Consider the following 25008-nt stretch of genomic DNA (forward strand, 5'->3'; position numbering starts at 1 on the left):
AGCGGCGGCCTATTGGGTGTGGGGAGCTGGGTGGGAAGACCCGCTGGGCTGCCGGCTCGGGGCGGTCAGGTCCAGGAGCAGGAGGGCGTCGTGGTCGGGGGTGCCCGGCTCGGCGGTGTAGACGCCGATGCGCTGGCCGGGGGTGCCTTCGACGTGCAGGGACTGCGAGGTCAGGGTGATCGTGCCGACCTGCGGGTGGTGGAACGTCTTGAGCGCGGGCTTGCGGCCGGTGACTTCGTAGCGCTCCCACAGCCCTGCGAACTCGGGGCTCTTGAGGAGGAGCTCGCCGACGAGGCCGGCAAGGTCGGGGGCGTCGGGCGCGGTGCCGGCGAGGGCGCGCAGGCGGGCGACGCACGCGGTGATCTGGCGGTCCCAGTCGGGGAAGAGGTCACGCGCGGCGGGGTGGAGGAAAAGGTAGCGGGCCAGATTGCGGTGCTTGGCGGGCCAGTCGTCCAGGCCGGAGTAGAGGGCCAGGCCGCCCGGGTTCCAGGCGAGCAGGTCCATGCTGCGGCTGATGACGTACGCGGGGTTCGGCCGCAGCGACTCCAGCAGCAGTTTGAGGTGGGGGCGGACGGTGCGGCTGGGCGCGGGCGGGGGGTCGGAGACGTAGCGGGCGGCGCGGGCGGCCAGCTCGCGCAGGTGCTGGTGTTCCTGGTCGTCCATGCGCAGGGCGCGGGCGAGGGAGTCGAGGACGGCCGGGCTGGGGCGGGTCTCCTTGCCGCGCTCCAGACGTACGTAGTAGTCGATGCTGATGCCGGAGAGGGTGGCCAGCTCCTCGCGGCGCAGGCCGGGAGTGCGACGGATGCCGGTGCCCACGGTGAGACCGACATGGTCGGGGCTGGTCCGGGTGCGGCGGGCGCGCAGGTAGCGGCCCAGCTCGGCGCCCTCGCTCTGTGCGCTCGTCGATGCCATGACTCCAGTCTCACCTGCCCGGCACCCGCCCCGCAGGGTGGAGAGGGGCCCTGTCATTACCCCTGAACAGCCCGCCCTGCCACAGGGGCGCGATCGGGGTGAGAGTGGATGAGGAAGACGTCGGCCCCCTCGCCGCCGCCCAGGCTCCGACCGGCACGACCTGCCGGGCCGGGCAGGAGCGGCAAGAGTGGCAAGAGTGAGGGGATGGGCGACACGACCGACCGGAGAGGGCGAGATGCGGTACATCAAGCTGCGTGACCTGGAGGTTTCCCGGATCGGGCTGGGCGCCATGGGCATGTCCCACGGCTACACCGGCTGCGGTTCCGACGACGCGGAGTCCATCAGGACCGTGCATCGGGCGCTCGACCTGGGTGTCACGCTCATCGACACCGCCGAGATCTACGGCCCCTACATCAACGAGGAACTGCTCGGGCGGGCGCTGAAGGGCCACCGGGACAAGGTGGTGCTGGCCACCAAATTCGGCCTGGTCTCGCACGGCGGAGACGGCGCGTGGAACCTGGACTCCGGCCCGGCCAACATCCGTACCGCCGTCGAGGGCTCCCTCAAGCGGCTGGACACCGACCACATCGACCTCTACTACCAGCACCGCGTCGACCCGAATACGCCGATCGAGGAGACCGCCGGCGCCGTGGGCGAGCTGATCGCGGAGGGCAAGGTGCGGGCCTTCGGGCTCTCGGAGGCCGGCCCGGACACGATCCGCCGCGCTCACGCCGTCCAACCGGTCACCGCCGTCCAGTCCGAATACTCCCTGTTCACACGCGGTGTCGAGGAGCGGGTGCTGCCCGTCCTGCGGGAACTGAACATCGGCCTCGTGCCGTTCTCCCCCTTGGGCCGCGGCTTCCTGACCGGCACCGTGCGTTCCACCGACCAGTTCGACGCGAACGACTTCCGCCGCGACAACCCCCGTTTCACCGGCGAGAACTTCCGGCGCAACCTGGCGCTCGCGGACGAGGTCAAGGCCCTGGCCGACGAGGCCGGCGCCACGCCCGGCCAGGTGGCGCTCGCCTGGCTGCTCGCCCAGGGCGCGGACATCGCCCCGATCCCCGGCACCAAGCGCGTCAGCCGCGTGGAGGAGAACTCCGCCGCCGACGCGGTCAGCCTGACCGCCGAGCAGCTGCACCGGCTCAGCAGCCTGCCGCCCGCGGCCGGCGCCACCCACACCGAGGCCCAGGCACGCATGCTCGAACGCTGACACCGGCCGCCTCCCTCTCTCCCCACCCCGCACGAAGAGGACTTCCCCATGCAGTACGTGACCTTGAACAACGGTGTCGAGATGCCGCTCCTCGGCTTCGGCGTCTACCAGATCCCCGCCGAGGACACCGAACGCGCCGTCTCCGAGGCCCTGGCCGCCGGCTACCGGCTGCTGGACACCGCCGCGGCCTACGGCAACGAGGAGGCCGTCGGCCGCGCCATCAAGGGCAGCGGCATCCCGCGCGAGGAGCTGTTCGTCACCACCAAACTGTGGGTCCAGGACGCCCCCGCCCAGGACAACGCCCGGCGCGCCTTCGAGACGTCATTGACCAAGCTGGGCCTGGACCACCTCGACCTGTACCTGATGCACCAGCCCTACGGCGACGTCTACGGCCAGTGGCGCGCGATGGAGGCCCTCCACCGTGCGGGCCTGACCAAGGCGATCGGCGTCGCCAACTTCTACCCCGACCGCCTGATCGACCTGATCGTCAACAACGAGATCACCCCGGCCGTGAACCAGATCGAGACCCACCCCTTCTTCCAGCGCGCCGACTACCAGGACCTCATGGACGAGCACGGGGTGCGGATCCAGTCCTGGGGCGGCTTCGCCGAGGGCAGGAACGACCTGTTCACGAACCCGCTGCTCGCCGAGATCGGCAAGGAGCACGGAAGGTCGGTCGCCCAGGTCGTGCTGCGCTGGCTGACCCAGCGCGGCGTCATCGCCATCCCCAAGTCCGTGCGCGCCGAACGCATGGCCGAGAACTTCGACGTCCTCGGCTTCCGGCTCACCGACGAGCAGATGGCCCGCATCGCCACGCTCGACACCGGCCGCTCCCTCTTCTTCGACCACCGCGATCCCGAGATCGTCACCTGGCTCTCGGCCCGCCGCCTGGACGCCTGACGCCGGGGCGCCCCATAAGGGGCGCGCCCCGGCGGGAGTGGAGCGCACCCGTTACGACAGACGTACCGTCACCTTCTGCGTGACCCCGCCCGACCCCGTGAGGTCGCCGAACGTCAGCTTCAGCTCACGGCCCGTCGAGACCCCCGTCACGGACGCCGGCTTCGAGGTCACCGAGCGGACCGGGCGGCGCCAGACGAGCGTCGCGCCCCGCACCGCACGGTTCGGGTCGCTGACGGACACGGTCGCCGTGCCGTCGCGGCGTTCGTGGATCTGCACGATCAGCGGCGCGTCCACGCTGACCTTGCCGATCGTGCCCGGCTCCCAGAACACCGCACCGGTGAAGCCGAGGGAGGGGACCCGGACGCCCTGCGCGGCGCCGGAGTTGGTTGTCAGCTCCAGCCAGGCCGCGTCCGCCGCCCGCTCCGCCGTGCGCTGCTCGCTCGCACCCGGCATCAGGACGTACGCGTACGCCGCGTCCGACGGATCCGTGCCGTGGTCGGCGAGCAGGGTGACGTAGCGCCGCGTCACGGGGTCCGTCGAGCCGCCGCCGTTGATCGCCTTCCAGGTCCCCGTGCGCTCCTCCCGCAGAGCCTTGAGCGCCGCCCCACCGGGGAAGACGTAGCCACCGTGGCCGGCGACATGCGCCCAACGGGCCTTCGGGAAACTGCCGTTCCACGGCAGGGCAGTGGGCTGGGCCGTGCCGTCCACCGTCAGGCGCGCCGTGCCCGCCGCCCCGAGGTTGCGCGCGTCGACGACCGACTCGACGCCCGCCCCGTCCGCCGCCGTGATGCCCGCCCCGAGGCAGATCACCGCGTCGTCCACGAAGAACCACGCCTTGCGGCCCCGCAGCGTGGAGGACAGCCCCCGCACGTCCTGCGCCGCCAACCCGTACGTACCGTCCGTCGCACCGCCGACCCACGTCGTGTCGGGACGCGCCGCGCCCCACACCCCGCCCGCCGCGTCCGCGAGCGGCTTGCGCGAGACCGTCGTGCCGGGCAGCCGGTACGGGTCGACCGTCGGCCAGAAGCCGTCGCTGTACTGCCCGCCGCCCGCACCGTCACCGGCGGCCCACCAATACAGCATCCCCGAACCGGTGTGCCAGCCACGGACGTTCTCGCCGTTGCCGTTCTCGTAGAACGTGATCGCCTTCGACGCCATCGACACGGACGCCGTGAACGCGGCCGAGCGGTGCGCCGCGCGTGCCATCGCCGGGAACACCTGGTGCCCGGCCGGCTCGGGCGCCGCCTTCACCGCCCCGTCGGCGAGCAGCGCGGTGACCCGCGACAGCGCGGCGACCCCGAGCGTGCCGCCCGTCGTCACGTCCTTGTAGCGGTCGCGCGTGAACCAGCCCTTCGCCAGCCCCTGCCAGCGCGCGTTCTCCTCCGCGCTCGCCCCCTGCCCGAGCAGCAGGATCGACGCGATGATCCCGTGGCCGCGCGTGTGGTCGTCCTGCTGCACCTTCAGCGGGTCGCCCGCGACGAGCCCGCGGCTGATCGCCCGCCCGGACACGTTGTCGACGACGAGCCCGTCGTGCAGGAACGGTGCGTACGCGCCCTCGACCGAGTCCAGGAAGATCTGCCGTCCGCTGTCCGTGATCGCCCACGTCGAACCGCCGAGCAGCGCGAACAGCTTGCTCAGGCCGTCGATGAGGACCGCCCCGTACGACCCGGTGTACGGCACGTACGTGTGCTGGATCAGCGAGCCGTCGGCGTACAGGCCGTCGCCCGAGGTGACGTACGGGAAGACCGGCGACACAGCGTCGCGCGCGAGGGCGAGCTTCGCGGCGGTGCCGCCGAGGACGCCGCGCAGGGCGAGGACGCGGCACAGGTCGATGCGGTTGGCGCCGGTGCTCGTGCCCGTGTACTTCGCGACGAGCGAGTCCGGCACGAAGTGGTCGACCGCCTCGAGCGCGGCCGTGATCTGCTCCGCGCTCAGGTGCTCGTACATGAGGACCGCGATGTCGAGCAGCCGCTGCGGGGCGCCGATCTGGAAGTTGTACCAGTTGCCGTACTGGGCCTGGGACTTGTTGTAGACCTGCGTGCTCAGGTGGTCGATCGCCGTGAGCACGTCCGCCTTGAGTGCCGCGTCGCCGGTCAGGCCGGTGCCGGGCTGGCAGAAGGCCTCCGCCATCACGCGCACGCGCTCGTAACTCGTCTGGATCTTCTCGGAGTAGCCGTACGACTCGGAGTCCGTGTTCGGCTCGGGGTCGCCGAACACGGCGTCCGGCCACAGCGATCCGGCGGCCGGGGCCATCGCCGTCTGCCAGGCCCGCGCCTGCGTGCCGAGCGTGGCCAGCTTCGAGCGGAACGGCTCGGCGGTCGGGCTGAAGCCCTCGCCGAGGTACAGCGCGCGCCACTTGGCGCGCAGCGCGGCGAACTCGTCCACGGCGGTTCCCGACCCCTCTGCGGCGGCAGGGGCGGCCGCCGACGCCTGCTGCGGTATCCCGGCGGCGAGTGCGGCGCCGGCCGCGGCGGTCGTGGCCAGGAAGCCGCGGCGGGACCACGACGAGCGAGGGGAGGGAACCGCGGAGGACAGGGCGGAAGGCGGTACGGAGGACGGCTGCTGGGGCGTCATGAAGGGCTCCGGGAGGCTGGAGGGTCCGCTGGGAGTAAGCGGTTTCTAGCACCCGGTGATTCAAACGCTCAAGAGAATCGGCCGAATTGATCGTTTCGATCGTTCGGGGGCCGGCGTCGGCCCTTACGGGATCAGGCCCCGATCCACACCGTCGTGATGTCGCAGAACTCCTTGATCCCGTGCCCCGAGAGCTCCCGCCCGTACCCGGACCGCTTGTTCCCGCCGAACGGCAGCGCGGGATGCGAGGCGGTCATCCCGTTCACGAAGACACCGCCCGCCTGACTGTCCCGGGCGAACCGCTCGATCTCGTCCGCGTCACCGGTCCACAGGTTGGAACTCAGCCCGAACGGCGTGTCGTTGGCCAGCTCGATCGCCGCGTCCAGGTCCGTGACCCGGTACAGCGTCGCGACGGGGCCGAACGTCTCCTCGCGGTGGATCCGCATCTCCGGCGTGATGTCCGCCAGCACCGTCGGCTCGTAGAACCAGCCGTGCCGGTCGAAGTCCTTCGGCCGCTGCCCGCCGCACAGGACCGTCGCCCCGCTCTCCACCGCCTCGTCGACCAGCTCCTCCAGGTCCTTGCGGCCCTGCTCACTGGCCAGCGGACCGATGTCGGTCTCCTCGTCGAGCGGATCGCCGACCTTCAGCGCCCGCATCCCCTCCACGAACGCCTCCCTGAACCGCTCGAACACGTCCTCGTGCACGATGAACCGCTTCGCAGCGATGCACGACTGCCCGTTGTTCTGCGTCCGCGCCGTCACCGCGGTCCTCGCGGCCTTCACGACGTCCGCCGACGGCATGACCACGTACGGGTCGCTGCCGCCCAGCTCCAGCACCGTCTTCTTCACCTCGTCGCCCGCGATCGACGCCACCGAACGGCCCGCGGGCTCGCTCCCGGTCAGCGTCGCCGCCACCACGCGCTCGTCCCGCAGCACCCCCTCGACCGCGCCCGACCCGATCAGCAGCGTCTGGAAACAGCCCTCGGGGAAGCCCGCGCGCAGGAACAGGTCCTCCAGGTACAGCGCGGTCTGCGGCACGTTCGAGGCGTGCTTGAGCAGCCCCACGTTCCCCGCCATCAGCGCCGGGGCCGCGAACCGCACCACCTGCCACAGCGGGAAGTTCCACGGCATCACCGCGAGCACCGGGCCCAGCGGCCGGTAGCGCACCTCGGCACGGGCCGCGCCCGAGTCCTTCACGTCGGACTCGGCCGGATGCTCCGGAGCCAGCAGCTCCTGCGCGTGGTCCGCGTACCAGCGCATGGTGCGCGCGCACTTGGCCGCCTCCGCACGGGCCGCCTTGATCGGCTTGCCCATCTCGGTCGTCATGATCCGGGCGATCTCCGGCGTGTCCGCGTCCAGCAGATCGGCGGCGTGCCGCATCATCCTGGCCCGCTCGTCGAACGCCGTCGCGCGGTACGTGGCGAAGGTGCGGGCGGCCAGGGCCAGTTTCTCCTCCAGGGCGTCGGGGGAGAGGGCCTCGTACGTTTCCAGCGTCTCGCCGTTCGCGGGGTTGACCGTCGCGATGGGCATGGGGCGACCTCCTGAGCGCGATTCCTACGACCTTCCCGCGCCCCGCCGGGCCGCGCAACGCGAGAACGTGGCCCGAGCCCCGCCTCAGAGCCGCTCGACGAGCCGGTCCAGGAACACCGCCTGCGCCGTGACCATCACCGCCCGCGCCGCGTCCACGCCGAACCACGCCACCCGGTCCAGCTCGGGGAACTCGGCGCTGCGGCCCGAGCGCGGCGGCCACTCCATCGTGAACGTGCCGGGCGCCACGTCCGCCGGGTCGAGCCGGCCCTCCAGCGCCCACACCGTGACGTGCTTGCCGCCGGACTGCACCACCTCGCCGAGGGCCAGCGCGGTTCCCTCGGGAGCCGGCAGCCCCAGCTCCTCGCGGAACTCCCGGCGGGCCGCGTCCCACGCCGTCTCGTCCTCCTCGTACTCGCCCTTCGGCACGGTCCACGCCCCCGCGTCCTTGCGCGCCCAGAACGGGCCGCCCATGTGCCCGAGCAGCACCTCGGGCCCCGCGTCGGTACGGCGGAACAGCAGCAGGCCCGCGCTGCGCCGCGGTCGCTTCCCGGCCTTGGTGGCCTTATCGGCCTTATCGGCCTTGTCGGTCATGGCCTCGGGCTCACATGTGGACGGCTTCGCCGGTCAGTGACCTGGGCGGGCCGGGCCGGTACAGCACCAGCGTCACCACGAACCCGACCGCGAAGAACAGCGCCGACCACCAGTACGCCGTCGCGTAGCTCTCCAGCGCCGCCTGTGTCCTGGCCTGCGGCGTCGGCTTCTTGCCGACCATGTAGTTCGCGGCGGCGCTCGTCGCCAGCGAGTTGAGCAGCGCCGTACCGATCGAACCGCCCACCTGCTGGCTCGTGTTCACCATCGCGGAGGCCACCCCCGCGTCGTGCGCGGCCACACCCGCCGTCGCCAGGTTCATCGCGGTGGCGAAGACCAGGCCGAGGCCGATGCCGGAGAGCAGCAACGGGGGCATGACATGGGCCGCGTACGAGCTGTGCGTGTCCAGCGCGGTCAGCCAGGCCATACCGGCGGCCGCGAGCGCCATGCCCAGCGGGACCAGGGGTTTCGGGCCGAGCCGGGGGAGCAGCGAGTTGGTCGCCACGACCGAGGAGAAGATCATGCACGCCACCATCGGCAGGAACGCCACACCCGTGAGCACCGGCGAATAGGCGAGGATCTGCTGGAGGTAGTACGTCAGGAAGAGGAACACGCCGAACAGGCCGGCGCCGGAGATGAACATCGCCAGGTACGAGGCCCCGCGGTCCCGGTCCGTGACCACGCGCACGGGCAGCAGCGGATGCGCCGCCCTCGTCTCCCACCAGGCGAACACGACCAGCAGCGCCGCGCCCACCACCAGGAAGCCCCAGGTCTGCGCGTCTCCCCAGGCGTGCGACTCGGCGTTCGCGAAGCCGTACACGATGCAGAACAGGCCGACCGACACCAGGATCGTGCCCGGCACGTCCAGCTTCGGCCGGTCGGCGGGCCGCCCGCCGTGCAGCAGCCGCATTCCGCCGAGGATCGCGACGACCGCGAACAGCAGGTTCACGTACAGGCACCAGCGCCAGTCCAGGTACTCGGTGAGCACGCCGCCGAGCAGCAGTCCGACCGCGCCGCCCGCGCCCGCGATGGCGCCGTAGATGCCGAAGGCCTTCGCCCGCTCGCGCGGGTCCGTGAACGTCGTCGTGAGCAGGGACAGCGCGGCCGGCGCGAGCAGCGCGCCGAACATGCCCTGCAACGCCCGCGCCGCGACCAGCATCCCGAACGTGGTGGCGGCACCGCCGAACGCGGAGGCCGCGGCGAAGCCCACCAGGCCCGCGAGGAAGACCGCCTTGCGGCCCACCAGGTCGGCGATGCGCCCGCCGAGCAGCAGCAGACTGCCGAACGCGAGCGCGTACGCGGTGACGACCCACTGCCGGTTGCCGTCGGTGAACCCCAGATCCCGCTGGGCGGACGGCAGCGCGATGTTCACGATGGTCGCGTCGAGCACGACCATGAGCTGCGCGATGCCGATGACGGCGAGGATCAGCCACCGGTGCTCGTGCCGCCCGCCGCCGGGGTACGCGGTGCTCGTGCCCGGTGGGGCGGAGGCGGGTACGGATCCGGCGGTTGCTGCGGAATCGGGCGAGCGATCCATGGAGGCCTCCAGACACCCAGGTGCACCCCCGATCAACATCGCCCACCACGCTATGCGCCCGAACGGGGGACGGCGACCGGGGAGAGAACGCGTGCGTTCTCCTCGCGGTCGCCGTCCGGGCGAGCGATGCGGGACCTGGCCGGCCCCCGGGGTTCAGGCGCGGGGCGCCCCGTCCGTGGCGTCCACCGCGGCCGGCTCCTCCGCGGGCCGCGGCTCCGGCACGGCGGCGGTCGTCACGGGTGCGGCCCGCTGCTTGAACAGGCGCTGTGCGAGCGGCTGCGTGAACCGCGCCGTCAGCGGCCCCACGATCACCAGGATCAGCACGTACGCGGTCGCCAGCGGGCCGAGCCGCGGCTCGATCCCCGACGTGACGGCGAGACCCGCGATGACGATCGAGAACTCGCCGCGCGCCACGAGCGCGCCGCCCGCCCGCCAGCGGCCCTTGACGGAGATCCCGGCGCGGCGCGCCGCCCAGTACCCCGTGGCGATCTTCGTGCAGGCCGTGACCACGGCCAGGAGCAGTGCGGGCACCAGCACCGGCGGGATGCTCGCCGGGTCCGTGTGCAGTCCGAAGAAGACGAAGAACACGGCGGCGAACAGGTCCCGCAGCGGCGACAGCAGCGTGTGCGTGCCCTCGGCGACCTCGCCGGACAGTGCGATGCCCACGAGGAACGCGCCGACCGCGGCCGACACCTGGAGCTGCTGCGCGATCCCCGCGACCAGGATGGTCAGACCGAGGACCACCAGGAGCAGCTTCTCCGGGTCGTCGCTGGAGACGAAGCGTGAGATGTGCCGCCCGTAGCGGACGGCGACGAACAGGACGAGCCCGGCCGCGCCCAGCGCGATCGCGAGCGTCAGCCCGCCCGCGGCCCAGCCGACCCCGGCGAGGAGCGCCGTGATGATCGGCAGGTACACCGCCATGGCGAGGTCCTCGAGGACGAGGATGCTCAGGATCACCGGTGTCTCGCGGTTGCCGACCCGGCCCAGGTCGTTCAGCACCTTGGCGATGACACCCGAGGACGAGATCCAGGTGACGCCCGCGAGCACCACGGCGGCCACCGGGCCCCAGCCCATGAGCAGCGCGGCGGCGGCGCCCGGCAGCGCGTTGAACGTCATGTCGACGAGGCCCGCCGGGTACTGGGTCTTGAGATTGGAGACGAGGTCGCTCGCCGTGTACTCCAGGCCCAGCATCAGCAGCAGCAGGATCACGCCTATCTCGGCGCCGATCGCGACGAACTCCTCGCTCGCGCCGAGCGGCAGCAGCCCGCCCTCGCCGAACGCGAGACCGGCCAGCAGATACAGCGGGATGGGCGAGAAGCGCAGCCGCCCGGCGATCCGGCCGAGCAGGCCGAGCGCCAGGATGATCGCCCCGAACTCGATCAGGAAGACAGCGGAATGCATCCGATCACTCCCGACCCAGGATCGTGGCCGCCGCCTCGACGCCCTCGCGGGTGCCGATGACGATCACGGTGTCGCCGCCCGCGAGCCGGAAGTCCGGCGCGGGGGACGGGATCGCGTCCGCGCGGCGCAGCACGGCCACGATCGAGGCGCCGGTCTCGGTGCGCATCTGCGTCTCGCCGAGCAGCCGCCCGTTCCAGTACGAGGCCGCCGCCACCTCGATGCGCTCGGCGACCAGGCCCAGGTCCGTGGTGTGCAGCAGGTTCGGGCTGTGGTGCGAGGGCATCAACGCGTCGATGAGCGCCTCGGTCTCACCCGACGTCAGCCTCAGCGACAGGGAGCAGGCGTCCGGGTCGTCGGCCTGGTACGCGCTGAGGGTGCGGCCGCCGTCCCGGTGGGCGACGACCGACAGCAGGCGCTGCTCGCGCGTGGTCAGGTCGTAACGGATGCCGATCCCTGGCAATGGTGTTCTGCTCAGGCGTGAAGCGGGCACGTCTCCCCCTGCGAATGGATGTCGGATGCACCTTGTTCGGCGCTAGGGACACCATATACGTGCCATGTTTTGGCAAAGAAACGGTCAGTTACCCGGGGGCCGGTCCCGCTCGGCGAGGACCGTCTCCACGGTGTCCGCCTGCTCGGGCGCCTTGTCCTCCCGGTACCGCACCACCCGCGCGAAACGCAGCGTGACGCCCTCCGGATAGCGCGTGGAGCGCTGCAGACCGTCGTACGCGATCTCGACGACCAGCTCCGGACGCACCGTCACCACATGCCCGTCGTCGGACACGGCGAGCGCGCCCAGCCGCTCGGTCTGCCAGTCGAGCAACGCGTCCGTCAGCCCCTTGAACGTCTTGCCGAGCATCGCGTACGAGCCGTCGGCCCGCCGCGCCCCCAGATGCAGGTTCGACAGCCGGCCGGTGCGCCGCCCGTGCCCCCACTCCGCCGCAAGCACCACCAGGTCGAGCGTGTGCACGGGCTTCACCTTCAGCCAGGACGCACCCCGGCGGCCCGCGCTGTACGGCGCCTCCAAGCCCTTCAGGACGACGCCCTCGTGCCCGCGCTCCAGCGTCGCCGCGAAGAACGCGTCGGCCGCGGACCGCTGTCCGGCGTCCGAGTCGTCGTCCACCACGAGGCGGCGCACCCGCATCGGCTCCGGCACCAGAAGGGCCAGCCGCTCGTGCCGGCGCGCGAACGGAAGATCCAGCAGCTCCTCCCCGTCCAGGGACAGGACGTCGAAGAAGACGGGGGAGACCGGCACGGCTGCAGCGGCCCGCGCCACGTCGACCCGGGAACCGACCCGGCCCGCGATCTCCTGGAACGGGCGCGGCCGCCCCGCCGCGTCGTACGCGATGACCTCCCCGTCCAGCACGCACGACGTCCCGGGCAACGCGCGCGCCGCCGCGCTCACTTCGGGCAGCCGGTCCGTGATGTCGTCCAGCGTGCGCGTGTAGATCCCCACCTCGTCCCCGGACCGGTGCACCTGCACGCGGATACCGTCGAGCTTCTCCTCCACCGCGCACGCCCCGAGCTTGTCCAGGCCCTCGCCGACCGAACCGGCGCTGTGCGCCAGCATCGGCAGCACGGGCCGGCCCACCGTCAGCCGGAAGTCCTCCAGCGCGGCCGGCCCCCGCGCCAGCAGCGACTGCGCCACCGGCTGCACCCCGCCCGCCAGCATCACCGCCCGGCGCACCTCGGCGGGCGGCGCGTCCGTGGCCTTCGCCAGCCCGTCGATCGCCACCGCGTCCAGCGCACCCTGACGCACCTCACCCGTCACGAGCCCGAACAGGAACCGCTGCTCCGGCTCGGTCGCCGCGCCCAGCAGCTCCCCGACCAGGCGTGTCCGCTCGGCCTGCGAACCGGCCCCCGAGACATCGCCGATGACCGTCAGCGCGGCGTCCACGTCCTGGACCGTCAGCCGGGGCTCCACCGCGGGCTCCACCCGCCGGCTCAGCACCCGCCAGCCGATCCCCAGCCGCCCCTGGGGCAGCCGCCCGGCCAGGTACGGGATGACGATCGCCACGTCGTCCGGATGCGTGTCCCGGAACAACTCCGCCAGCAGCTCGATCTTCCGGGACCGCGCCGAGGTGGCGGCGACCTCCTGGGACACCTGGGCGAGCCGGGCCAGCAACATGCGGTCCATCGTCCTACGGGCGCGGGGGCCGCCGCATGTCGGAGCGGCGTGGGTGCGAGCGAGCCCGGGGAGGGCTCGAGGACGTCACAGGAACAAGAACCACACCACGAACCCGACCGGCACCAGCGCACAGACGAGCCCGGCGGCCAGCAGCAGCCACGCGAGCACCTGGAACGCGAGCGCCCGCTGCGCACGGCACGCCGCGAAACCCGTGAAGCACAGCACCGCCAGGCAGGGCAGGATGACGAATACGAACCCCAGCGCCGCCATGTTCCCCACCCGTCGATAAAAGAGCAGCCCACCCGGCTCGCCCCCGTGTTCGACAGGAACGTACTGCAGCCCCCGAACACCCTTCACACCGGTCCCCGCGCCCTTGTCTGCGAGAGTGCGGAGATGCCTACGGAGATGCCTACGGATATGCCTGCGGGGACAAGAGGGCCCGAGATCGATGAGCCACTCGTACGGGCCCTGCTGCGCGAGCAGCACGCGGACCTCGCCGAGCTGCACCTGCGCCACGCGGCCACCGGATGGAGCCACCAACTGTGGCGGATCGGCGAGGACTTGGCGGTCCGGCTGCCCTGCACCGACGCCGACTCCCGCTCCGTGCACAACGAACAGCGCTGGCTCCCCGGCCTCACCCCCGAGCTGCCGCTGCCCGCCCCGCAACCGCGCCGCCATGGTGTGCCGTCGGCCCGCTTCCCACGCCCCTGGACCGTCACCACCTGGATCCCCGGCACCCCGGCCGACCGCACTCCGATCGCCCCGGGCACCGGCTCCGCGCCCGCCCTGGCGGCGTTCCTGCGCGCACTGCACCGCCCGGCACCAGCGGACGCACCGGCCCATCCGGGCCGCGGCGTCCCTCTCGAGACCCTCGCGGCGGACTTCGAGAACTGCCTCGGGGAAGTGGAAGGCATCCCGGACGTGCCCGGCACAGACGCGCTCCGCGCTCTGTGGGACGACGCCGTGGCCGCCCCGGTGTGGAGCGGCCCGCGCCTGTGGCTGCACAGCGACCTGCACCCGGCCAACGTCGTCGTCGACGCCACCGGCCGTCTCTCCGGTGTCATCGACTTCGGGGACCTGTGCGCAGGCGATCCGGCCGGTGACCTGTGCGCCGCCTGGACCCTCTTGCCCGAGGGCGAGGCGGGCCCGCTTCTCGCCGCGTACGGAGCGGACCCGGAGACGGTGCGCCGTGCCCGGGGCTGGGCCGTCCTGCGGGCGCTCGGCCTGGTGCTGATCGGGCGGGCCGGTGACTGGGGGCTGCCCGGTGGACAGCCCACCTGGGGGCCGGCCGGTCGCGCGGCGCTGCGCAAGGTCGTGGGCGACGCCGGGGCCCGGGCGGCCTGAGGATCAGGGTTCGGGGCGGTGCAGGCGGCCCCGGGCCACCAGTTCCACCGTCGCCGCCACCGCGATCGCCTGCACCGCCATCAGCGCGACCAGGACGAACAGCTGCACCGCGCCCGCCGCCACCGGGGACGCGCCGCCCAGGAGCATGCCGACGAACGCGCCGGGGAGCGTGACCAGGCCCACCGTGCGGGTCTGGTCCAGGCCGGGGAGCAGGGCCTCCGACGCGGCGGGGCGGGCGATCTCCAGACGGGCCTCGCGCGGGAGCAGCCCGAGCGAGAGACAGGCCTCCACCTCGCCCTTGCGCAGCGTCAGCTCGTCCAGGGCCCGCCGCCCCGCGAGGACCGTCGCCGTCATCGCCCCGCCGATCAGGATGCCGGTGACCGGGATCAGCGCGATCCCGCGCGTCGGCAACAGCCCCGACAGGACCAGCGCCCCGACGATCGGCGCGACCGGCAGCGCGATCGGCACCGCCGCCCAGGCCCACGCCCACCCGCGGGCCCGCGTCACGCGCCGCCCCGCCGTCACCGCGGCCACGGCGCACATCACCAGGAGGAAGCCGAGCAGCGCCGCGCCGTGCCGCACCACCCAGCCGATCACCAGCGCCACGACCGCGAGCTGCACCGCGGCCCGCACCCCCGCGAACACGATGTCCCGCGCCCGCCGCCACGACCCGTCCGGCGCGAGCCGGAACACCGCCGCGACCGTGGCCGCGAGGACCAGCAGCACGATCAGCGCCGCCGCGAGCGACCCGTCGACCGGCAGCAGAGTGGAAGCCGCAAAGCTTGTCTCACGCACGTACGCACCCTAGAACGCCCCGACCTGCGCACCCCTGCTGCGCCGCACCCTCGCCGTGAGCGACGATGGGCGGGCAACAAGCGTGAACGAACGCGTAGAGAAAGAGGGCTGACCGTCATGGCACAGCAGGTTCAGGGCGTGATTGCACGGGCCAAGGGCGCACCGGTGACCATCGAGACGATCATCGTGCCGGACCCCGGACCGGGCGAGGCCGTCGTGAAGGTCCAGGCGTGCGGGGTCTGCCACACCGATCTGCACTACCGGGAGGGCGGGATCAACGACGAGTTCCCGTTCCTGCTCGGCCACGAGGCCGCCGGCGTCGTCGAGTCGGTCGGCGAGGGCGTCACCGAGGTCGCTCCCGGCGATTACGTGATCCTCAACTGGCGCGCGGTGTGCGGCCAGTGCCGCGCCTGTCTGCGCGGCCGCCCCCAGTACTGCTTCAACACCCACAACGCGAAGCAGAAGATGACGCTGACGGACGGCACGGAGCTGTCCCCGGCGCTCGGCATCGGCGCGTTCGCCGAGAAGACCCTCGTCGCCGCCGGCCAGTGCACCAAGGTCGACCCGGCCGCCTCGCCCGCCGCCGCGGGCCTGCTCGGCTGCGGCGTCATGGCGGGCCTCGGCGCCGCCATCAACACCGGCGAGGTCGGCCGCGGCGACTCCGTCGCCGTCATCGGCTGCGGCGGCGTGGGCAACGCGGCGGTCGTGGGCGCGCGCCTGGCCGGTGCCGCGAAGATCATCGCCGTGGACATCGACGACAAGAAGCTGGCGACCGCCCGCTCGCTGGGCGCCACCGACACCGTCAACTCCCGCTCCGCCGACGCGGTCGAGGCCGTGCGCGAGCTGACGGGCGGCTTCGGAGCCGACGTCGTGATCGACGCGGTCGGCCGCCCGGAGACGTACGAGCAGGCCTTCTACGCCCGCGACCTCGCCGGCACCGTCGTCCTCGTCGGCGTGCCCACCCCGGAGATGCGGCTCGACCTGCCGCTGCTCGACGTCTTCGGCCGCGGCGGCGCCCTCAAGTCCTCCTGGTACGGCGACTGCCTGCCCTCCCGCGACTTCCCGATGCTCATCGACCTGTACCTCCAGGGCCGCCTCGACCTCGACGCGTTCGTGACGGAGACCATCGAGCTCGCGGACGTCGAGAAGGCCTTCGAGCGGATGCACCGGGGCGACGTGCTGCGTTCGGTGGTGGTCTTCTGATGGCCGCCACCGAAGCCGCCGCGGGCGCCGCGCGCGTCGAACACCTCGTCACGTCCGGCACGTTCTCGCTCGACGGGGGCACCTGGGACGTCGACAACAACGTGTGGCTCGTCGGCGACGACCATGAGGTCGTCGTCATCGATGCCGCCCACGACGCCGACGCGATCGCCGAGGCCGTCGGCGAGCGCCGGCTCGTCGCCATCGTGTGCACCCACGCGCACGACGACCACATCGACGCCGCCCCCGCGCTCGCCGAGCGCACCGGAGCGCCGATCCTGCTGCACCCGGCCGACACCGAACTGTGGAAGCGGACCCACCCGGACCGCGCGCCCGACGGTGAACTCGCCGACGGACAGGGCCTGTCCGTCGCCGGGGTCGAACTGACCGTGCTGCACACGCCCGGCCACTGCCACGGTGCCGTCAGCCTGTACGCCCCGGCCCTCGGCACCGTCTTCACCGGCGACACCCTGTTCCAGGGCGGCCCGGGCGCCACCGGCCGCACCTTCAGCGACTTCCCGACGATCATCGAGTCGATCCGCGGGAAGCTCCTGACGCTGCCGGCCGACACCGTGGTGCGCACCGGCCACGGCGACACGACGACGATCGGTGCCGAGGCGCCGCAGCTGGAGGAGTGGATCGCGCGGGGTCACTGAGTCCCACGCCCCACCAGGACGCGGCGGCGGCCCCGAGGACCGTCGTCGCGTCCCGTGCGCTCAGCAGGGGCCCAGCACCGCCCGCACCGTCTTGCCGCCGTACGGATGCCGCTCCACGCTCCAGCGGTCGGCCAGCGCGTGCACCAGGGCGATCCCGCGCCCCGACTCGGCGGTCGTGGACGACGGCTGCAACCGGGGGAGCCCCGGGGCGTCGTCGTGCACGGCCACCGTCAGCTCGCCCGCGTCGAGGCGCAGACTCATCCGCACACTGCGGCCGCGGGAGGCACGGGTCGCGTTCGCGACCAGTTCGGAGACCACCAGTTCGGCGTCGCCCGCCGCGCACTCCAGCTGCCCGGCGAGGAACGACCGGGTCATGCGACGGGCCCATCGCGCCGCTCCCGAGCCCTGCGGCATCAGGAACTCCACGCGCGCGGTACGCCGGTCGGCGCCCATGGACGCACGCATGACGATCACTCCCTCTCGTTCGCGTCGGGGCGGAGCCCCCTCGTAACGAGCCACATTCCCCGGGAACCTGATCGACAAGCAGATCCCGGGCGGGAGGCGTGCGCGCCCGTCCCGGGCTCAGGCCGGGTCGGAGGCCGCCGCCGGGTCGGCGGGATGGGCCAGCGTGTCGAGGAAGCGATCCAGCGCAGGGGACGAGGCGCCGCCCGCGCACCGCGCCCGCTCCAGATGCGGTATCGACAGTTTGCCCAGGTGCGGGGCCTGGACCTCCAGAGCCTCCGTCAGATGCAGGCGCTCGAGAGCCCGCTCGGCGGCCGACCGGGCCACGTACTCGCTCACGGTCACTCCCAGATGGTCCGCGTGCCTGCGGACCGCCTCGTACTCGTCGGCCGTGAAGAGCTCTCGGAGCAGCGCAGTACCGTCCATGGCGGGCATGATGCCGCTCGCGACGCCGGGCGCGTGGGCGGATGGCATATTCACCCCCCGTTCGCGTGGAGTTGGGGTGAGCGGGTGGCGCTCAGAAGCGGTCGGGGTCCGCGTCCGCCCAGTCCCCGGCCCAGCCCGCGCGGGGATCCCCTGTCAGCTCGCCCGGCTCCAGCCACTCGTAGAGCCGCGCGTAGGAGACCAGTTCGTGCGGTGCGACACGGCGGACCAGCTGGTCGGGGTCCAGGTCGCGCGGGTCGCGGACCCCCATCGCCGCCATGATCTGGGCCGCGCTGCGCACCGTCGCCCGCTGGTAGTGGTAGACGCGGGCGGCCTTGTCCGCGACGTCCAGGGCGCGCACCCGGCGCGGATCCTGGGTCGTGACCCCGACCGGGCAGGTGTTGGTGTGGCAGCGCTGGGCCTGGATGCAGCCGACCGCGAACATCATCGCGCGGGCCGCGTTCGTGAAGTCCGCGCCCTGCACGAGCCGTTTGACGATGTCGGCGCCGGTGGCGACCTTGCCGCTCGCGCCGATCCGGATCCGGTCCCGCAGCCCGGCCCCGACCAGCGCGTTGCGCACCGTGATCAGGCCCTCCGTGAGCGGCGTGCCGAGATGGTCGGCGAACTCCAGCGGGGCCGCGCCGGTGCCGCCCTCGGAGCCGTCCACGGTCACGAAGTCCGGGCTCACGCCCTCGGCCAGCATCGCCTTGCAGACCGCGAGGAACTGCACGCGTGAACCGACGCACAGCTTGAACCCGACGGGCTTGCCGCCCGCCAGCTCCCGCAGCTCGGCGAGGAACAGGACCATCTCGCGCGGCGTCGAGAACTCCCGGTGGTACGGCGGCGAGATGACGGTCTCGCCCACCGGCACGTCCCGCACCCGGGCGATCTCGGCGTTCACCTTGCCGCCCGGCAGCACCCCGCCGATCCCGGGCTTCGCCCCCTGCGACAGCTTCAGAGACACGCACTTGACCTGGGGGTTCGCCGCCTTCTCGGCGAACTCGGCGCGGTCCAGGCCCCCGTCCTTCGTACGGCAGCCGAAGTACCCGGTGCCGATCTCCCAGACCAGGTCGCTGCCCGGCGCCAGATGATGGTCCGACAGACCGCCCTCCCCGGTGTCGTGCGCGAAGCCGCCGCGCGCCGCGCCCGCGTTGAGCGCCCGGATCGCGTGCGAGGACAGCGCGCCGAAACTCATCCCCGAGACGTTCAGCAGGGACATGTCGTACGGGCGTGAGCAGTCGGGCCCGCCGAGCCGCACCGTCGGAGCCTCCTCGGGCACGTCCACCGGCCGCATGGACGGGACCAGGAACTCGTGGCCGGGGGCGTACACGTCCTGCTCGGTCCCGAAGGGCTCCTCCGCCTCGGTGTCCTTGGCCCGCTCGTAGACGATGCTGCGCACGTCGCGGTCGTAGGGCCGGCCGTCGTAGTTGCGCTCGATGAAGTACTGCTGCATCTCGGGCCGCAGCGACTCCATCAGGAAGCGCAGGTGGCCGACGAGCGGGTAGTTGCGCAGGACCGAGTGGCGGGTCTGCGCCAGATCGGCGACGCCGAGCGCGGCCAGGGCGAGCAGGGGACCGGCGGCGCACCACCACCACGGCGACACCAGGAGCGACAGGGCCGTCGTCGCGGCCGCTGCGGCGGCGACGAGGACGAACACGAGGAATCGGCGCATCCGTCGAGTCAAGCGCACGCGGGCTCCCCGGGCGGGGACGACACAGGGGCGCAGAGGGGGACCGGGGTGGGGCCCGGGGTGGATCCTCCCCGAGGTCTCAGATAAGTTAGGCAAGGCTTACCTAATGGAGGTTCCGGGATGGGTGTCCGATCGATCGCTGCCGCCGTGCCCACCACGGCGGCCCACGCACGCTCCGTGCTCGCCACCGCGTTCAGCTGCGGCGTCACCACCGACGTGGGACGGGACGACCTCGTCGGCGCCCACCGCGTCGACGAGGACGGCACACTGCGCATCGCGCCGCCGCCGGACAGCGTCCTCGCCGCCGCCGCGCTCTGCGCCCCGCACGGCCGGCCCACGACCCTCGTGGAGTTCGCCGACACCGCACCCGTGCCCGTACGGGACCGGATCCGCGCCCGGCTCTGGCTCTCCGGTGAACTCGTCCCGGACGGCGACGAACTGGTGCTGCGCACCGAACGCGCCGTCCTGCAGACCCGCACCGGCCGCACCGGCATCGACCTCGACGAACTCGCCGGTACTCGCGCCGACCCGCTGGCCCACGCCGAACCCCGGCTCCTGACCCACCTCGCCGACGCCCACCCGGAGGCCGTCGAGCAGCTCACCCGGCTCATCTGCCCCGACAGCCTGCACGGCGTCAACCGCGTCCAGCCGCTCGCCGTCGACCGGCACGGACTGACGCTCCGTCTGGAGCGCGCCCGCGGCCAGGCCGACGTCCGCATCCCGTTCCACAGCCCGGCCGACGACCTGGCCTCGCTCACCGAACGCATGCAGTGCCTCCTCGCCTCGGCGCAGGCCGTCACCCACCGCCGGATGTGACCCGCGCCGGCTGCTCCCGTGCGGACTCCCGGGCCGCCGCCCGGCGCTCGCGCCGCGTCGGCCGGAACGCCCAGTCCATGGCCGGCTCCACCACCGGCCGGAACACCCGGCGCACCGGCCCGGTGCACAGCAGCGTGATCCCGCCGACCGCCAGAGCCGTCACCCCCAGCTCACCCAGCGGCGTGTGCAGCCACGGATGCGCGTACCAGTCCCCGAACCGGGCCGCCTTGATGACGAACCCGTGCAGCAGATACGCGTACAGCGTCCCCGTGCCCAGCGCCGTGCACCACAGCCTGCGGCCCGGCACCCACGCCAGGAAGCAGGCCGTCAGCACCAGCGCGAGCACGAACAGCGCGGGCGTGACGATCAGGCCCGTCCACGCCGGCACCCCCTGCCCCGCGACGCTGCTCCGGTGGTAGAACCAGCCGGCGTCGAGCCACGGCTCCACGGCGTACGCCGCCACAACCGCCGCCGCGAGCACCGCCGGCGCCGCCCGGCGCACCCGCCAGGTCCGCAGCCGCGCGAAGTGCTCCGGCCGCAGCACGAGCCCCACCACGAAGAACGGCAGGAACTGCAGCACCCGCTGCAACGCCAGATCACCGCCCGCGCCCGGCCACATCGACACCGCCGTACCGATCGCCAGCGCCACCGGCACGGGGTGACGCAGCTGCAGCCACAGCGGCGTCGACATCCGCCACACGAACAGCGCGACCAGGAACCACATCAGGTACCAGGGATCCAGCAGACTGACCGGGTACCCGGGATCGTCCTGCGCCCAGCGGTAGAACAGTGTGTAGGCCACCTCGAAGACGACGTACGGGACGACCACCCCGGTGATCAGACGCCGCAGCCGTCCGGGAGCCATGTCGAAGCTCCGCGAGAAGTACCCCGACACGAGCGCGAACGCCGGCATGTGGAAGGCGTACACGAACAGGTACACCGCGTGCACGGTCCGGCTGCCGTACGTCAGCGGCTCCCACGCGTGCCCGCAGGCGACGAGCACGATCGTCAGGTACTTCACGTTGTCGAAGTACGACTCACGGCCGGCGGATCTGCCCTGCGGGGGAGCCGCCACCGGCTCCTGCACCGGTGCCTGCGCCCGTGCCCGCGCCTCGGGTGATGTCCCTGTGGGTGTCGGTGTCCGTGCCGTCCGTTGTGCCATCGCGTCGCGGTGCCCCTCGTCGTGCGTGTCGCCCGTCGGGTGAGTCCAGGCCTCCCGTCTTCCCGGCATCGACCGTTCCATGGCACCCCGAAACGGGACAAGGGCCCCCGGCGGCGAGTCGGAACTCGCCGCCGGGGGCCCTGAGGTGAGAGGCGCCCGGGCGTGTCACACCGCCGTGTAGCCGCCGTCCACGAGGTGGTAGCTGCCCGCCACGAACGAGGCACGGTCCGAGAGCAGGAACACGATCAGCTCCGCGACCTCCTCGGAGCGGCCGAGCCGGCCCGCCGGGTGCAGAGCGACCAGACCGTCGTAGGCGGCCTTGTCCATCTCCTTGAGCAGGGGGGTGTCGATGAAGCCCGGGCCCACCGCGTTGACCCGGATGCCCTTCGCCGCGTACTCGGCGGCGGCCGTCTTGGTCAGGCCCACGACGCCGTGCTTGGCCGCGACATAGGCCGGGGAGCCGGCGAAGCCGACCGAGCCGAGGATCGAGGCGACGTTGACGATCGCACCGCCCTTGCCGGAGGCCTCCATGGCCGGGATCTCGTGCCTCATGCTGAAGAACACGCCGTCCAGGTTCGTCCGGACGACCCGGTGGTAGACATCGATGTCGTACTCGCCGGTCGGGGCGCTCGCGCCACCGATGCCCGCGTTGTTGACGGCCAGGTCGAGCCCGCCGAACGTGTCGACCGTGAACCGCACGGCGGCGTGCACGGACTCGGGGTCGGTCACGTCGAGCGCCACGGCGGCCGCCTCGACGCCCTCCTCGCGCAGCGCCTCCACGGCGTCCCGTGCGCCCTGCTCGTTGAAGTCGGCGACGACGACCTTCGCTCCGCCGAGGCCGAGCCGGCGCGCGGTGGCCAGGCCGATGCCGGAGGCGGCGCCGGTGACCAGGGCGGTCTTCCCGGCGAACTCGGTGGCGTAGTCGGGGGTGATGGTGGAGGGGGTGGTGCTCATGGTGCGGTTCACTCTCTGGTTGCGTTGTCGGCGGTCGCCGCGCGGGCGGCCTCCCCGAAGAGGGCGTCGTAGGCCCGCGCCACCAGATCGGCGAGGTCTTCGGCGTCCGAGCCGGCGCCGCGCGCCCAGGTGCGCAGCGCGGCGGTCAGCACACCGGCGGCGGCGCCGACCACGATGCCGGGAAGCGGGTCCCGGGCCGGGTCGGTGCCGAGCCGGTCGGCGATGATGCGTACGGACTCCTCCTGGGCGTCGACCCGGATGCGCTCGTACGCGGCGAACAGGGCGGGCTCCGCGTCCACGACCGCGTACAGCTCGCGCAGGCGCGGGCGGTGGTGCCAGCCGGGGGTGTCCCGGTCGGTCAGCCAGTCCGAGACGGCACGGCGGTACGCGAGGAGCGGGGGCTCGGCGGCGGGGCGCTCGCGCAGCGCGGCGTTGATCCCCGTGCCGTCGGCCCGCGTGAAGTCGAGCGCCGCGTCCTCCTTGCCGGTGAAGTGCCGGCTGAAGGTGCGGCGGGTGACGTCCGCGCGCTCGGCGATGGCCTCGACCGTGACGGCCGCGAGCCCCTTCTCGAGCACGAGCTCGACGGCCGCCTCGGCCAGCGCCTCACGCGTCCTGAGCGCCTTCAGCTGCCGCCGGTCGACCCCTTGGGCCCCCGCACTCTCGTTCGCCTTCATGCCCCCAGAGTACACCTTCATGTCCCGTGGGGACATGAGTCCCGGTGAGACATCTTTCACGGAGGGTGGGGGAGGGGATGGGCTCAGGCGTGCCAGTGGCATTTCAGGGCCGCGCTGAAGAAACCCGGGCCGTACGCGACGGTGAGCCCGCGGGCGCCCGCCGCGGGCGGCTCTGCGCAGGTCCGTTCCAGGACGCGCAGGACGCTGACGCCGCCCAGGTTGCCCTCGTCGGCGAGCGACTCGGTGGAGTGGCGGGTGAGCGTGGGATCGACACCGAAGGCTTCCGCCGTGTCACCGATGATGCTGAGGCTGCCCGGGTGGATCACGGTGAAGTCCGGTACGTCCACGCCGTACCAGTCCTTGACCACGGTCAGTGTCTCCGCGGCGGTAGTGGGGGCGAGTTTCGTCGACTCGAAATGCATCCCCTTGTCGTCGAGCCGGCCTCTGTAGCGGGTGACGCTGTCCGGGAGCGTGTACTCGAAGGTGTCGTCGACGGCGAGACCGGGGCCGAGCGGATCGCTCGTGACCACGGTGGCCGCGGCCGCGTCGCCGAAGAGGGCCTTGTAGATCATGGACTCGATCGACGACGCCGCGTGGTTGTACGTCGCGGACAGCACCTCGGACGCCACTACGAGGACGGTGCTGCCGGGGCGCGCGGCGACGAGGTCCGAGGCGCGGATGAGCGCCTGGGCGCCACCCCCGCAGGCCGCCGTCGTCATGGCGACGCGCCGGGTCGTCGGCCGTAGCCCGAGACGGTGGATGAGGTGGATGTCCAGATTCGGCACCGCCCAGCCCGTCGCGTGCGTCGTCACGATGGCATCGATGTCGTCCGCCGCCAGGCCCGCGGTCTCCAGCGCGGACATCGAAGCCCGCTCGGCCAGGTCGAGGGCGTCCTCGAACGCGAGCCGTGTGCGCTCGTCCACACCGGCGTTCCCGGAGATCGTGGCCGCGTCGAGCGGCCGGGTGAAGTGCCGGGTGCGGACCCCGCAGTTGTCGACGACGCGCAGGACGGCCCGCAGTCGCGGATGGTCCGGGTGGTGCAGTCGTATGTCGTCGGATATCTCCTCGGTGGTGACCTTATGGGCGCCGAGGACGGTGCGGGGCGGTGAGACGTACGCGGGCATGGCAGCTCCCACAGGGGTGAGTAGGGAGTGGGGGGTGCTGCTCAACGTACTTCACAGGAAGCTCAGTCACCCCAGGCCCGGGGGCGGTCGGCGCGCAGGTTCGGCGGTGTGGGGACGGAGCGTTCCGGGCCCGGGCGGAACAGCAGGATGAACATGCGGGACCCGGGCGCCGTCATGGGCTGCGCCGCGCAGATCGACACCCAGCCCGGCCCCTTGAGCGCGTGTCGCAGCGGGCGTTCGTGCCCGTCCGGGTGGACCAGGGCGCCGCCCTCCTCGTAGAACGGGGCGATCTCAGGGGCGTCCAGAATCTCCCGCTCGATCTGCGCCAGCGTCCCGTCCTCGGGGCGCGCCGTGATCGCCGCCCGCAACTGGGGGATGATCCAGGGCACCCACGCGGTGTTCCACTGCAACAGCGTGCCGCGCGCCTCGGGTTCGAGGAGCATCCAGCGCATCGTGTTGGTCGGGACCCGGCCGTCCGGGAACAGCTCGGCGAACGCGGAGTTGTACGTCAGCAGGTCCCAGGAGGCGTCGGTCACGTAGGCGATGTGCTCGATGCCGTCGACGGCCTCCTGCCAGATGCCCGGGATCTCCTTGCCGGAGGAGGAGTGCAGCGGACCGGGTGGGTCCTGGTGCAGGGCGAAGCGGCACAGCGAGCTCCACTCCTGCTCGTCCAGACCGAACAGGAGGGCGATGTCGCGCAACAAGGAGCTCGGGGGATTCGGATAGTTGCCCGACTCCAGCCGGTGATACGTGCCCAGCGTCCGGTGCAGCAGCTGGTCCACCTGATGCTGCGAAAGGCCCGGCGCCCGTCTGCCCTGTCCCGTCGGACGCGTGAAGCCGTGGGACTCGGGGGCTATCAGGGCGCGCCGTTCGCGGAGCAGGGCGCGGAGCGCCTTCTTGTTCATGGTGGGTAATCCCCATTCGTACACGCC

The 25008-nt window shown here is 72.5% G+C and carries 24 protein-coding genes; 6 read left to right on the forward strand and 18 right to left on the reverse strand.

Annotation, left to right across the window (positions count from 1 at the left end; genetic code table 11):
- Window positions 1-9: 9 nt before the first annotated feature.
- Window positions 10-912: a helix-turn-helix transcriptional regulator gene (locus tag ACIBTU_RS01065; protein WP_399123754.1), complete on the reverse strand. Its 903-nt coding sequence runs from the start codon at window positions 910-912 to the stop codon at window positions 10-12.
- A 235-nt stretch (window positions 913-1147) separates the two neighbouring features.
- Between ACIBTU_RS01065 and ACIBTU_RS01070 the strand changes: the two genes are divergently transcribed.
- Together ACIBTU_RS01070 and ACIBTU_RS01075 are read left to right on the forward strand one after the other, a co-directional pair.
- Window positions 1148-2125, forward strand: a complete 978-nt coding sequence (locus ACIBTU_RS01070) for an aldo/keto reductase (protein WP_399123755.1) — start codon at window positions 1148-1150, stop codon at window positions 2123-2125.
- A 48-nt stretch (window positions 2126-2173) separates the two neighbouring features.
- Window positions 2174-3025 (forward strand): aldo/keto reductase, encoded by an 852-nt coding sequence (locus ACIBTU_RS01075; RefSeq protein WP_399123756.1) that lies wholly within the window; start codon window positions 2174-2176, stop codon window positions 3023-3025.
- 51 nt (window positions 3026-3076) lie between these two features.
- Here the strand turns inward: ACIBTU_RS01075 and ACIBTU_RS01080 are convergent, their stop codons facing one another.
- The 8 genes from ACIBTU_RS01080 to ACIBTU_RS01115 all read right to left on the reverse strand — a co-directional run bounded on the left by ACIBTU_RS01080 (window position 3077) and on the right by ACIBTU_RS01115 (window position 13046).
- Complete coding sequence (locus ACIBTU_RS01080) at window positions 3077-5599, reverse strand: polysaccharide lyase 8 family protein (RefSeq protein WP_399123757.1); 2523 nt, start codon at window positions 5597-5599, stop codon at window positions 3077-3079.
- A 131-nt stretch (window positions 5600-5730) separates the two neighbouring features.
- Complete coding sequence (locus ACIBTU_RS01085) at window positions 5731-7125, reverse strand: NADP-dependent succinic semialdehyde dehydrogenase (protein WP_399123758.1); 1395 nt, start codon at window positions 7123-7125, stop codon at window positions 5731-5733.
- Between the two features lie 84 nt (window positions 7126-7209).
- Window positions 7210-7716, reverse strand: a complete 507-nt coding sequence (locus ACIBTU_RS01090; RefSeq protein ID WP_399123759.1) for an NUDIX domain-containing protein — start codon at window positions 7714-7716, stop codon at window positions 7210-7212.
- Window positions 7717-7726: 10 nt separating this feature from the next.
- On the reverse strand, window positions 7727-9250 hold the full coding sequence (locus ACIBTU_RS01095) for an MFS transporter (RefSeq protein WP_399123760.1): 1524 nt from the start codon (window positions 9248-9250) through the stop codon (window positions 7727-7729).
- Between the two features lie 153 nt (window positions 9251-9403).
- Window positions 9404-10651, reverse strand: a complete 1248-nt coding sequence (locus tag ACIBTU_RS01100; RefSeq protein WP_399123761.1) for a cation:proton antiporter — start codon at window positions 10649-10651, stop codon at window positions 9404-9406.
- Window positions 10652-10655: 4 nt separating this feature from the next.
- Window positions 10656-11141: a cation:proton antiporter regulatory subunit gene (locus tag ACIBTU_RS01105; protein ID WP_399123762.1), complete on the reverse strand. Its 486-nt coding sequence runs from the start codon at window positions 11139-11141 to the stop codon at window positions 10656-10658.
- 84 nt (window positions 11142-11225) lie between these two features.
- A complete protein-coding gene (locus ACIBTU_RS01110; protein WP_399124214.1) occupies window positions 11226-12776 on the reverse strand; it encodes an ATP-dependent DNA ligase in 1551 nt (516 codons plus the stop codon).
- A gap of 84 nt (window positions 12777-12860) precedes the next feature.
- The gene (locus tag ACIBTU_RS01115; RefSeq protein ID WP_399123763.1) at window positions 12861-13046 is read right to left on the reverse strand and encodes a hypothetical protein; all 186 of its coding nucleotides are present in this window, start codon (window positions 13044-13046) and stop codon (window positions 12861-12863) included.
- A gap of 147 nt (window positions 13047-13193) precedes the next feature.
- On the opposite strand from ACIBTU_RS01115, the gene ACIBTU_RS01120 reads away from it, so the two are divergent.
- Complete coding sequence (locus ACIBTU_RS01120; protein ID WP_399123764.1) at window positions 13194-14120, forward strand: aminoglycoside phosphotransferase family protein; 927 nt, start codon at window positions 13194-13196, stop codon at window positions 14118-14120.
- A 3-nt stretch (window positions 14121-14123) separates the two neighbouring features.
- Here the strand turns inward: ACIBTU_RS01120 and ACIBTU_RS01125 are convergent, their stop codons facing one another.
- On the reverse strand, window positions 14124-14915 hold the full coding sequence (locus ACIBTU_RS01125) for an ABC transporter permease (protein WP_399123765.1): 792 nt from the start codon (window positions 14913-14915) through the stop codon (window positions 14124-14126).
- A 117-nt stretch (window positions 14916-15032) separates the two neighbouring features.
- Between ACIBTU_RS01125 and ACIBTU_RS01130 the strand changes: the two genes are divergently transcribed.
- A complete protein-coding gene (locus ACIBTU_RS01130; protein ID WP_399123766.1) occupies window positions 15033-16118 on the forward strand; it encodes an S-(hydroxymethyl)mycothiol dehydrogenase in 1086 nt (361 codons plus the stop codon).
- Complete coding sequence (locus ACIBTU_RS01135) at window positions 16118-16771, forward strand: MBL fold metallo-hydrolase (protein WP_399123767.1); 654 nt, start codon at window positions 16118-16120, stop codon at window positions 16769-16771. The genes ACIBTU_RS01130 and ACIBTU_RS01135 overlap by 1 nt, the downstream gene beginning before the upstream one ends.
- Window positions 16772-16831: 60 nt before the next feature.
- Here ACIBTU_RS01135 and ACIBTU_RS01140 read toward each other — a convergent pair whose 3' ends face one another.
- The 3 genes from ACIBTU_RS01140 to ACIBTU_RS01150 all read right to left on the reverse strand — a co-directional run bounded on the left by ACIBTU_RS01140 (window position 16832) and on the right by ACIBTU_RS01150 (window position 19328).
- Window positions 16832-17236: an ATP-binding protein gene (locus ACIBTU_RS01140; protein WP_399123768.1), complete on the reverse strand. Its 405-nt coding sequence runs from the start codon at window positions 17234-17236 to the stop codon at window positions 16832-16834.
- Between the two features lie 117 nt (window positions 17237-17353).
- Window positions 17354-17659, reverse strand: coding sequence for a hypothetical protein (locus ACIBTU_RS01145; RefSeq protein WP_399123769.1), 306 nt, complete (start codon window positions 17657-17659; stop codon window positions 17354-17356).
- 91 nt (window positions 17660-17750) lie between these two features.
- A complete protein-coding gene (locus ACIBTU_RS01150) occupies window positions 17751-19328 on the reverse strand; it encodes an FMN-binding glutamate synthase family protein (protein ID WP_399123770.1) in 1578 nt (525 codons plus the stop codon).
- A gap of 138 nt (window positions 19329-19466) precedes the next feature.
- On the opposite strand from ACIBTU_RS01150, the gene ACIBTU_RS01155 reads away from it, so the two are divergent.
- Window positions 19467-20162 (forward strand): DUF2470 domain-containing protein, encoded by a 696-nt coding sequence (locus ACIBTU_RS01155; RefSeq protein ID WP_399123771.1) that lies wholly within the window; start codon window positions 19467-19469, stop codon window positions 20160-20162.
- Here the strand turns inward: ACIBTU_RS01155 and ACIBTU_RS01160 are convergent.
- From ACIBTU_RS01160 to ACIBTU_RS01180, 5 genes are all read right to left on the reverse strand, one after another.
- Window positions 20143-21237 (reverse strand): acyltransferase family protein, encoded by a 1095-nt coding sequence (locus ACIBTU_RS01160; protein WP_399123772.1) that lies wholly within the window; start codon window positions 21235-21237, stop codon window positions 20143-20145. The genes ACIBTU_RS01155 and ACIBTU_RS01160 overlap by 20 nt on opposite strands.
- 252 nt (window positions 21238-21489) lie before the next feature.
- Window positions 21490-22278, reverse strand: coding sequence for an SDR family NAD(P)-dependent oxidoreductase (locus tag ACIBTU_RS01165; RefSeq protein WP_399123773.1), 789 nt, complete (start codon window positions 22276-22278; stop codon window positions 21490-21492).
- Window positions 22279-22286: 8 nt separating this feature from the next.
- The gene (locus tag ACIBTU_RS01170) at window positions 22287-22952 is read right to left on the reverse strand and encodes a TetR family transcriptional regulator (protein ID WP_399123774.1); all 666 of its coding nucleotides are present in this window, start codon (window positions 22950-22952) and stop codon (window positions 22287-22289) included.
- Between the two features lie 83 nt (window positions 22953-23035).
- The gene (locus tag ACIBTU_RS01175; RefSeq protein WP_399123775.1) at window positions 23036-24076 is read right to left on the reverse strand and encodes a PhlD; all 1041 of its coding nucleotides are present in this window, start codon (window positions 24074-24076) and stop codon (window positions 23036-23038) included.
- A 62-nt stretch (window positions 24077-24138) separates the two neighbouring features.
- The gene (locus ACIBTU_RS01180; protein ID WP_399123776.1) at window positions 24139-24981 is read right to left on the reverse strand and encodes a helix-turn-helix domain-containing protein; all 843 of its coding nucleotides are present in this window, start codon (window positions 24979-24981) and stop codon (window positions 24139-24141) included.
- Between the last annotated feature and the right edge of the window lie 27 nt (window positions 24982-25008).

It is taken from the genome of Streptomyces sp. NPDC050145, assembly GCF_044460245.1.
In the GTDB taxonomy this organism is placed as follows: domain Bacteria; phylum Actinomycetota; class Actinomycetes; order Streptomycetales; family Streptomycetaceae; genus Streptomyces.

Coding starts and splice junctions, on each gene's coding strand:
- ACIBTU_RS01130 (WP_399123766.1), top strand. CDS start 15,033: ATGGCACAGCAGGTTCAGGGCGTGATTGCACGGGCCAAGGGCGCACCG.
- ACIBTU_RS01065 (WP_399123754.1), bottom strand. CDS start 912: ATGGCATCGACGAGCGCACAGAGCGAGGGCGCCGAGCTGGGCCGCTAC.
- ACIBTU_RS01085 (WP_399123758.1), bottom strand. CDS start 7,125: ATGCCCATCGCGACGGTCAACCCCGCGAACGGCGAGACGCTGGAAACG.
- ACIBTU_RS01115 (WP_399123763.1), bottom strand. CDS start 13,046: ATGGCGGCGCTGGGGTTCGTATTCGTCATCCTGCCCTGCCTGGCGGTG.
- ACIBTU_RS01150 (WP_399123770.1), bottom strand. CDS start 19,328: ATGCGCCGATTCCTCGTGTTCGTCCTCGTCGCCGCCGCAGCGGCCGCG.
- ACIBTU_RS01075 (WP_399123756.1), top strand. CDS start 2,174: ATGCAGTACGTGACCTTGAACAACGGTGTCGAGATGCCGCTCCTCGGC.
- ACIBTU_RS01165 (WP_399123773.1), bottom strand. CDS start 22,278: ATGAGCACCACCCCCTCCACCATCACCCCCGACTACGCCACCGAGTTC.
- ACIBTU_RS01090 (WP_399123759.1), bottom strand. CDS start 7,716: ATGACCGACAAGGCCGATAAGGCCGATAAGGCCACCAAGGCCGGGAAG.
- ACIBTU_RS01110 (WP_399124214.1), bottom strand. CDS start 12,776: ATGTTGCTGGCCCGGCTCGCCCAGGTGTCCCAGGAGGTCGCCGCCACC.
- ACIBTU_RS01100 (WP_399123761.1), bottom strand. CDS start 10,651: ATGCATTCCGCTGTCTTCCTGATCGAGTTCGGGGCGATCATCCTGGCG.
- ACIBTU_RS01095 (WP_399123760.1), bottom strand. CDS start 9,250: ATGGATCGCTCGCCCGATTCCGCAGCAACCGCCGGATCCGTACCCGCC.
- ACIBTU_RS01140 (WP_399123768.1), bottom strand. CDS start 17,236: ATGCGTGCGTCCATGGGCGCCGACCGGCGTACCGCGCGCGTGGAGTTC.
- ACIBTU_RS01120 (WP_399123764.1), top strand. CDS start 13,194: ATGCCTGCGGGGACAAGAGGGCCCGAGATCGATGAGCCACTCGTACGG.
- ACIBTU_RS01135 (WP_399123767.1), top strand. CDS start 16,118: ATGGCCGCCACCGAAGCCGCCGCGGGCGCCGCGCGCGTCGAACACCTC.
- ACIBTU_RS01175 (WP_399123775.1), bottom strand. CDS start 24,076: ATGCCCGCGTACGTCTCACCGCCCCGCACCGTCCTCGGCGCCCATAAG.
- ACIBTU_RS01080 (WP_399123757.1), bottom strand. CDS start 5,599: ATGACGCCCCAGCAGCCGTCCTCCGTACCGCCTTCCGCCCTGTCCTCC.
- ACIBTU_RS01170 (WP_399123774.1), bottom strand. CDS start 22,952: ATGAAGGCGAACGAGAGTGCGGGGGCCCAAGGGGTCGACCGGCGGCAG.
- ACIBTU_RS01070 (WP_399123755.1), top strand. CDS start 1,148: ATGCGGTACATCAAGCTGCGTGACCTGGAGGTTTCCCGGATCGGGCTG.
- ACIBTU_RS01155 (WP_399123771.1), top strand. CDS start 19,467: ATGGGTGTCCGATCGATCGCTGCCGCCGTGCCCACCACGGCGGCCCAC.
- ACIBTU_RS01145 (WP_399123769.1), bottom strand. CDS start 17,659: ATGGACGGTACTGCGCTGCTCCGAGAGCTCTTCACGGCCGACGAGTAC.
- ACIBTU_RS01180 (WP_399123776.1), bottom strand. CDS start 24,981: ATGAACAAGAAGGCGCTCCGCGCCCTGCTCCGCGAACGGCGCGCCCTG.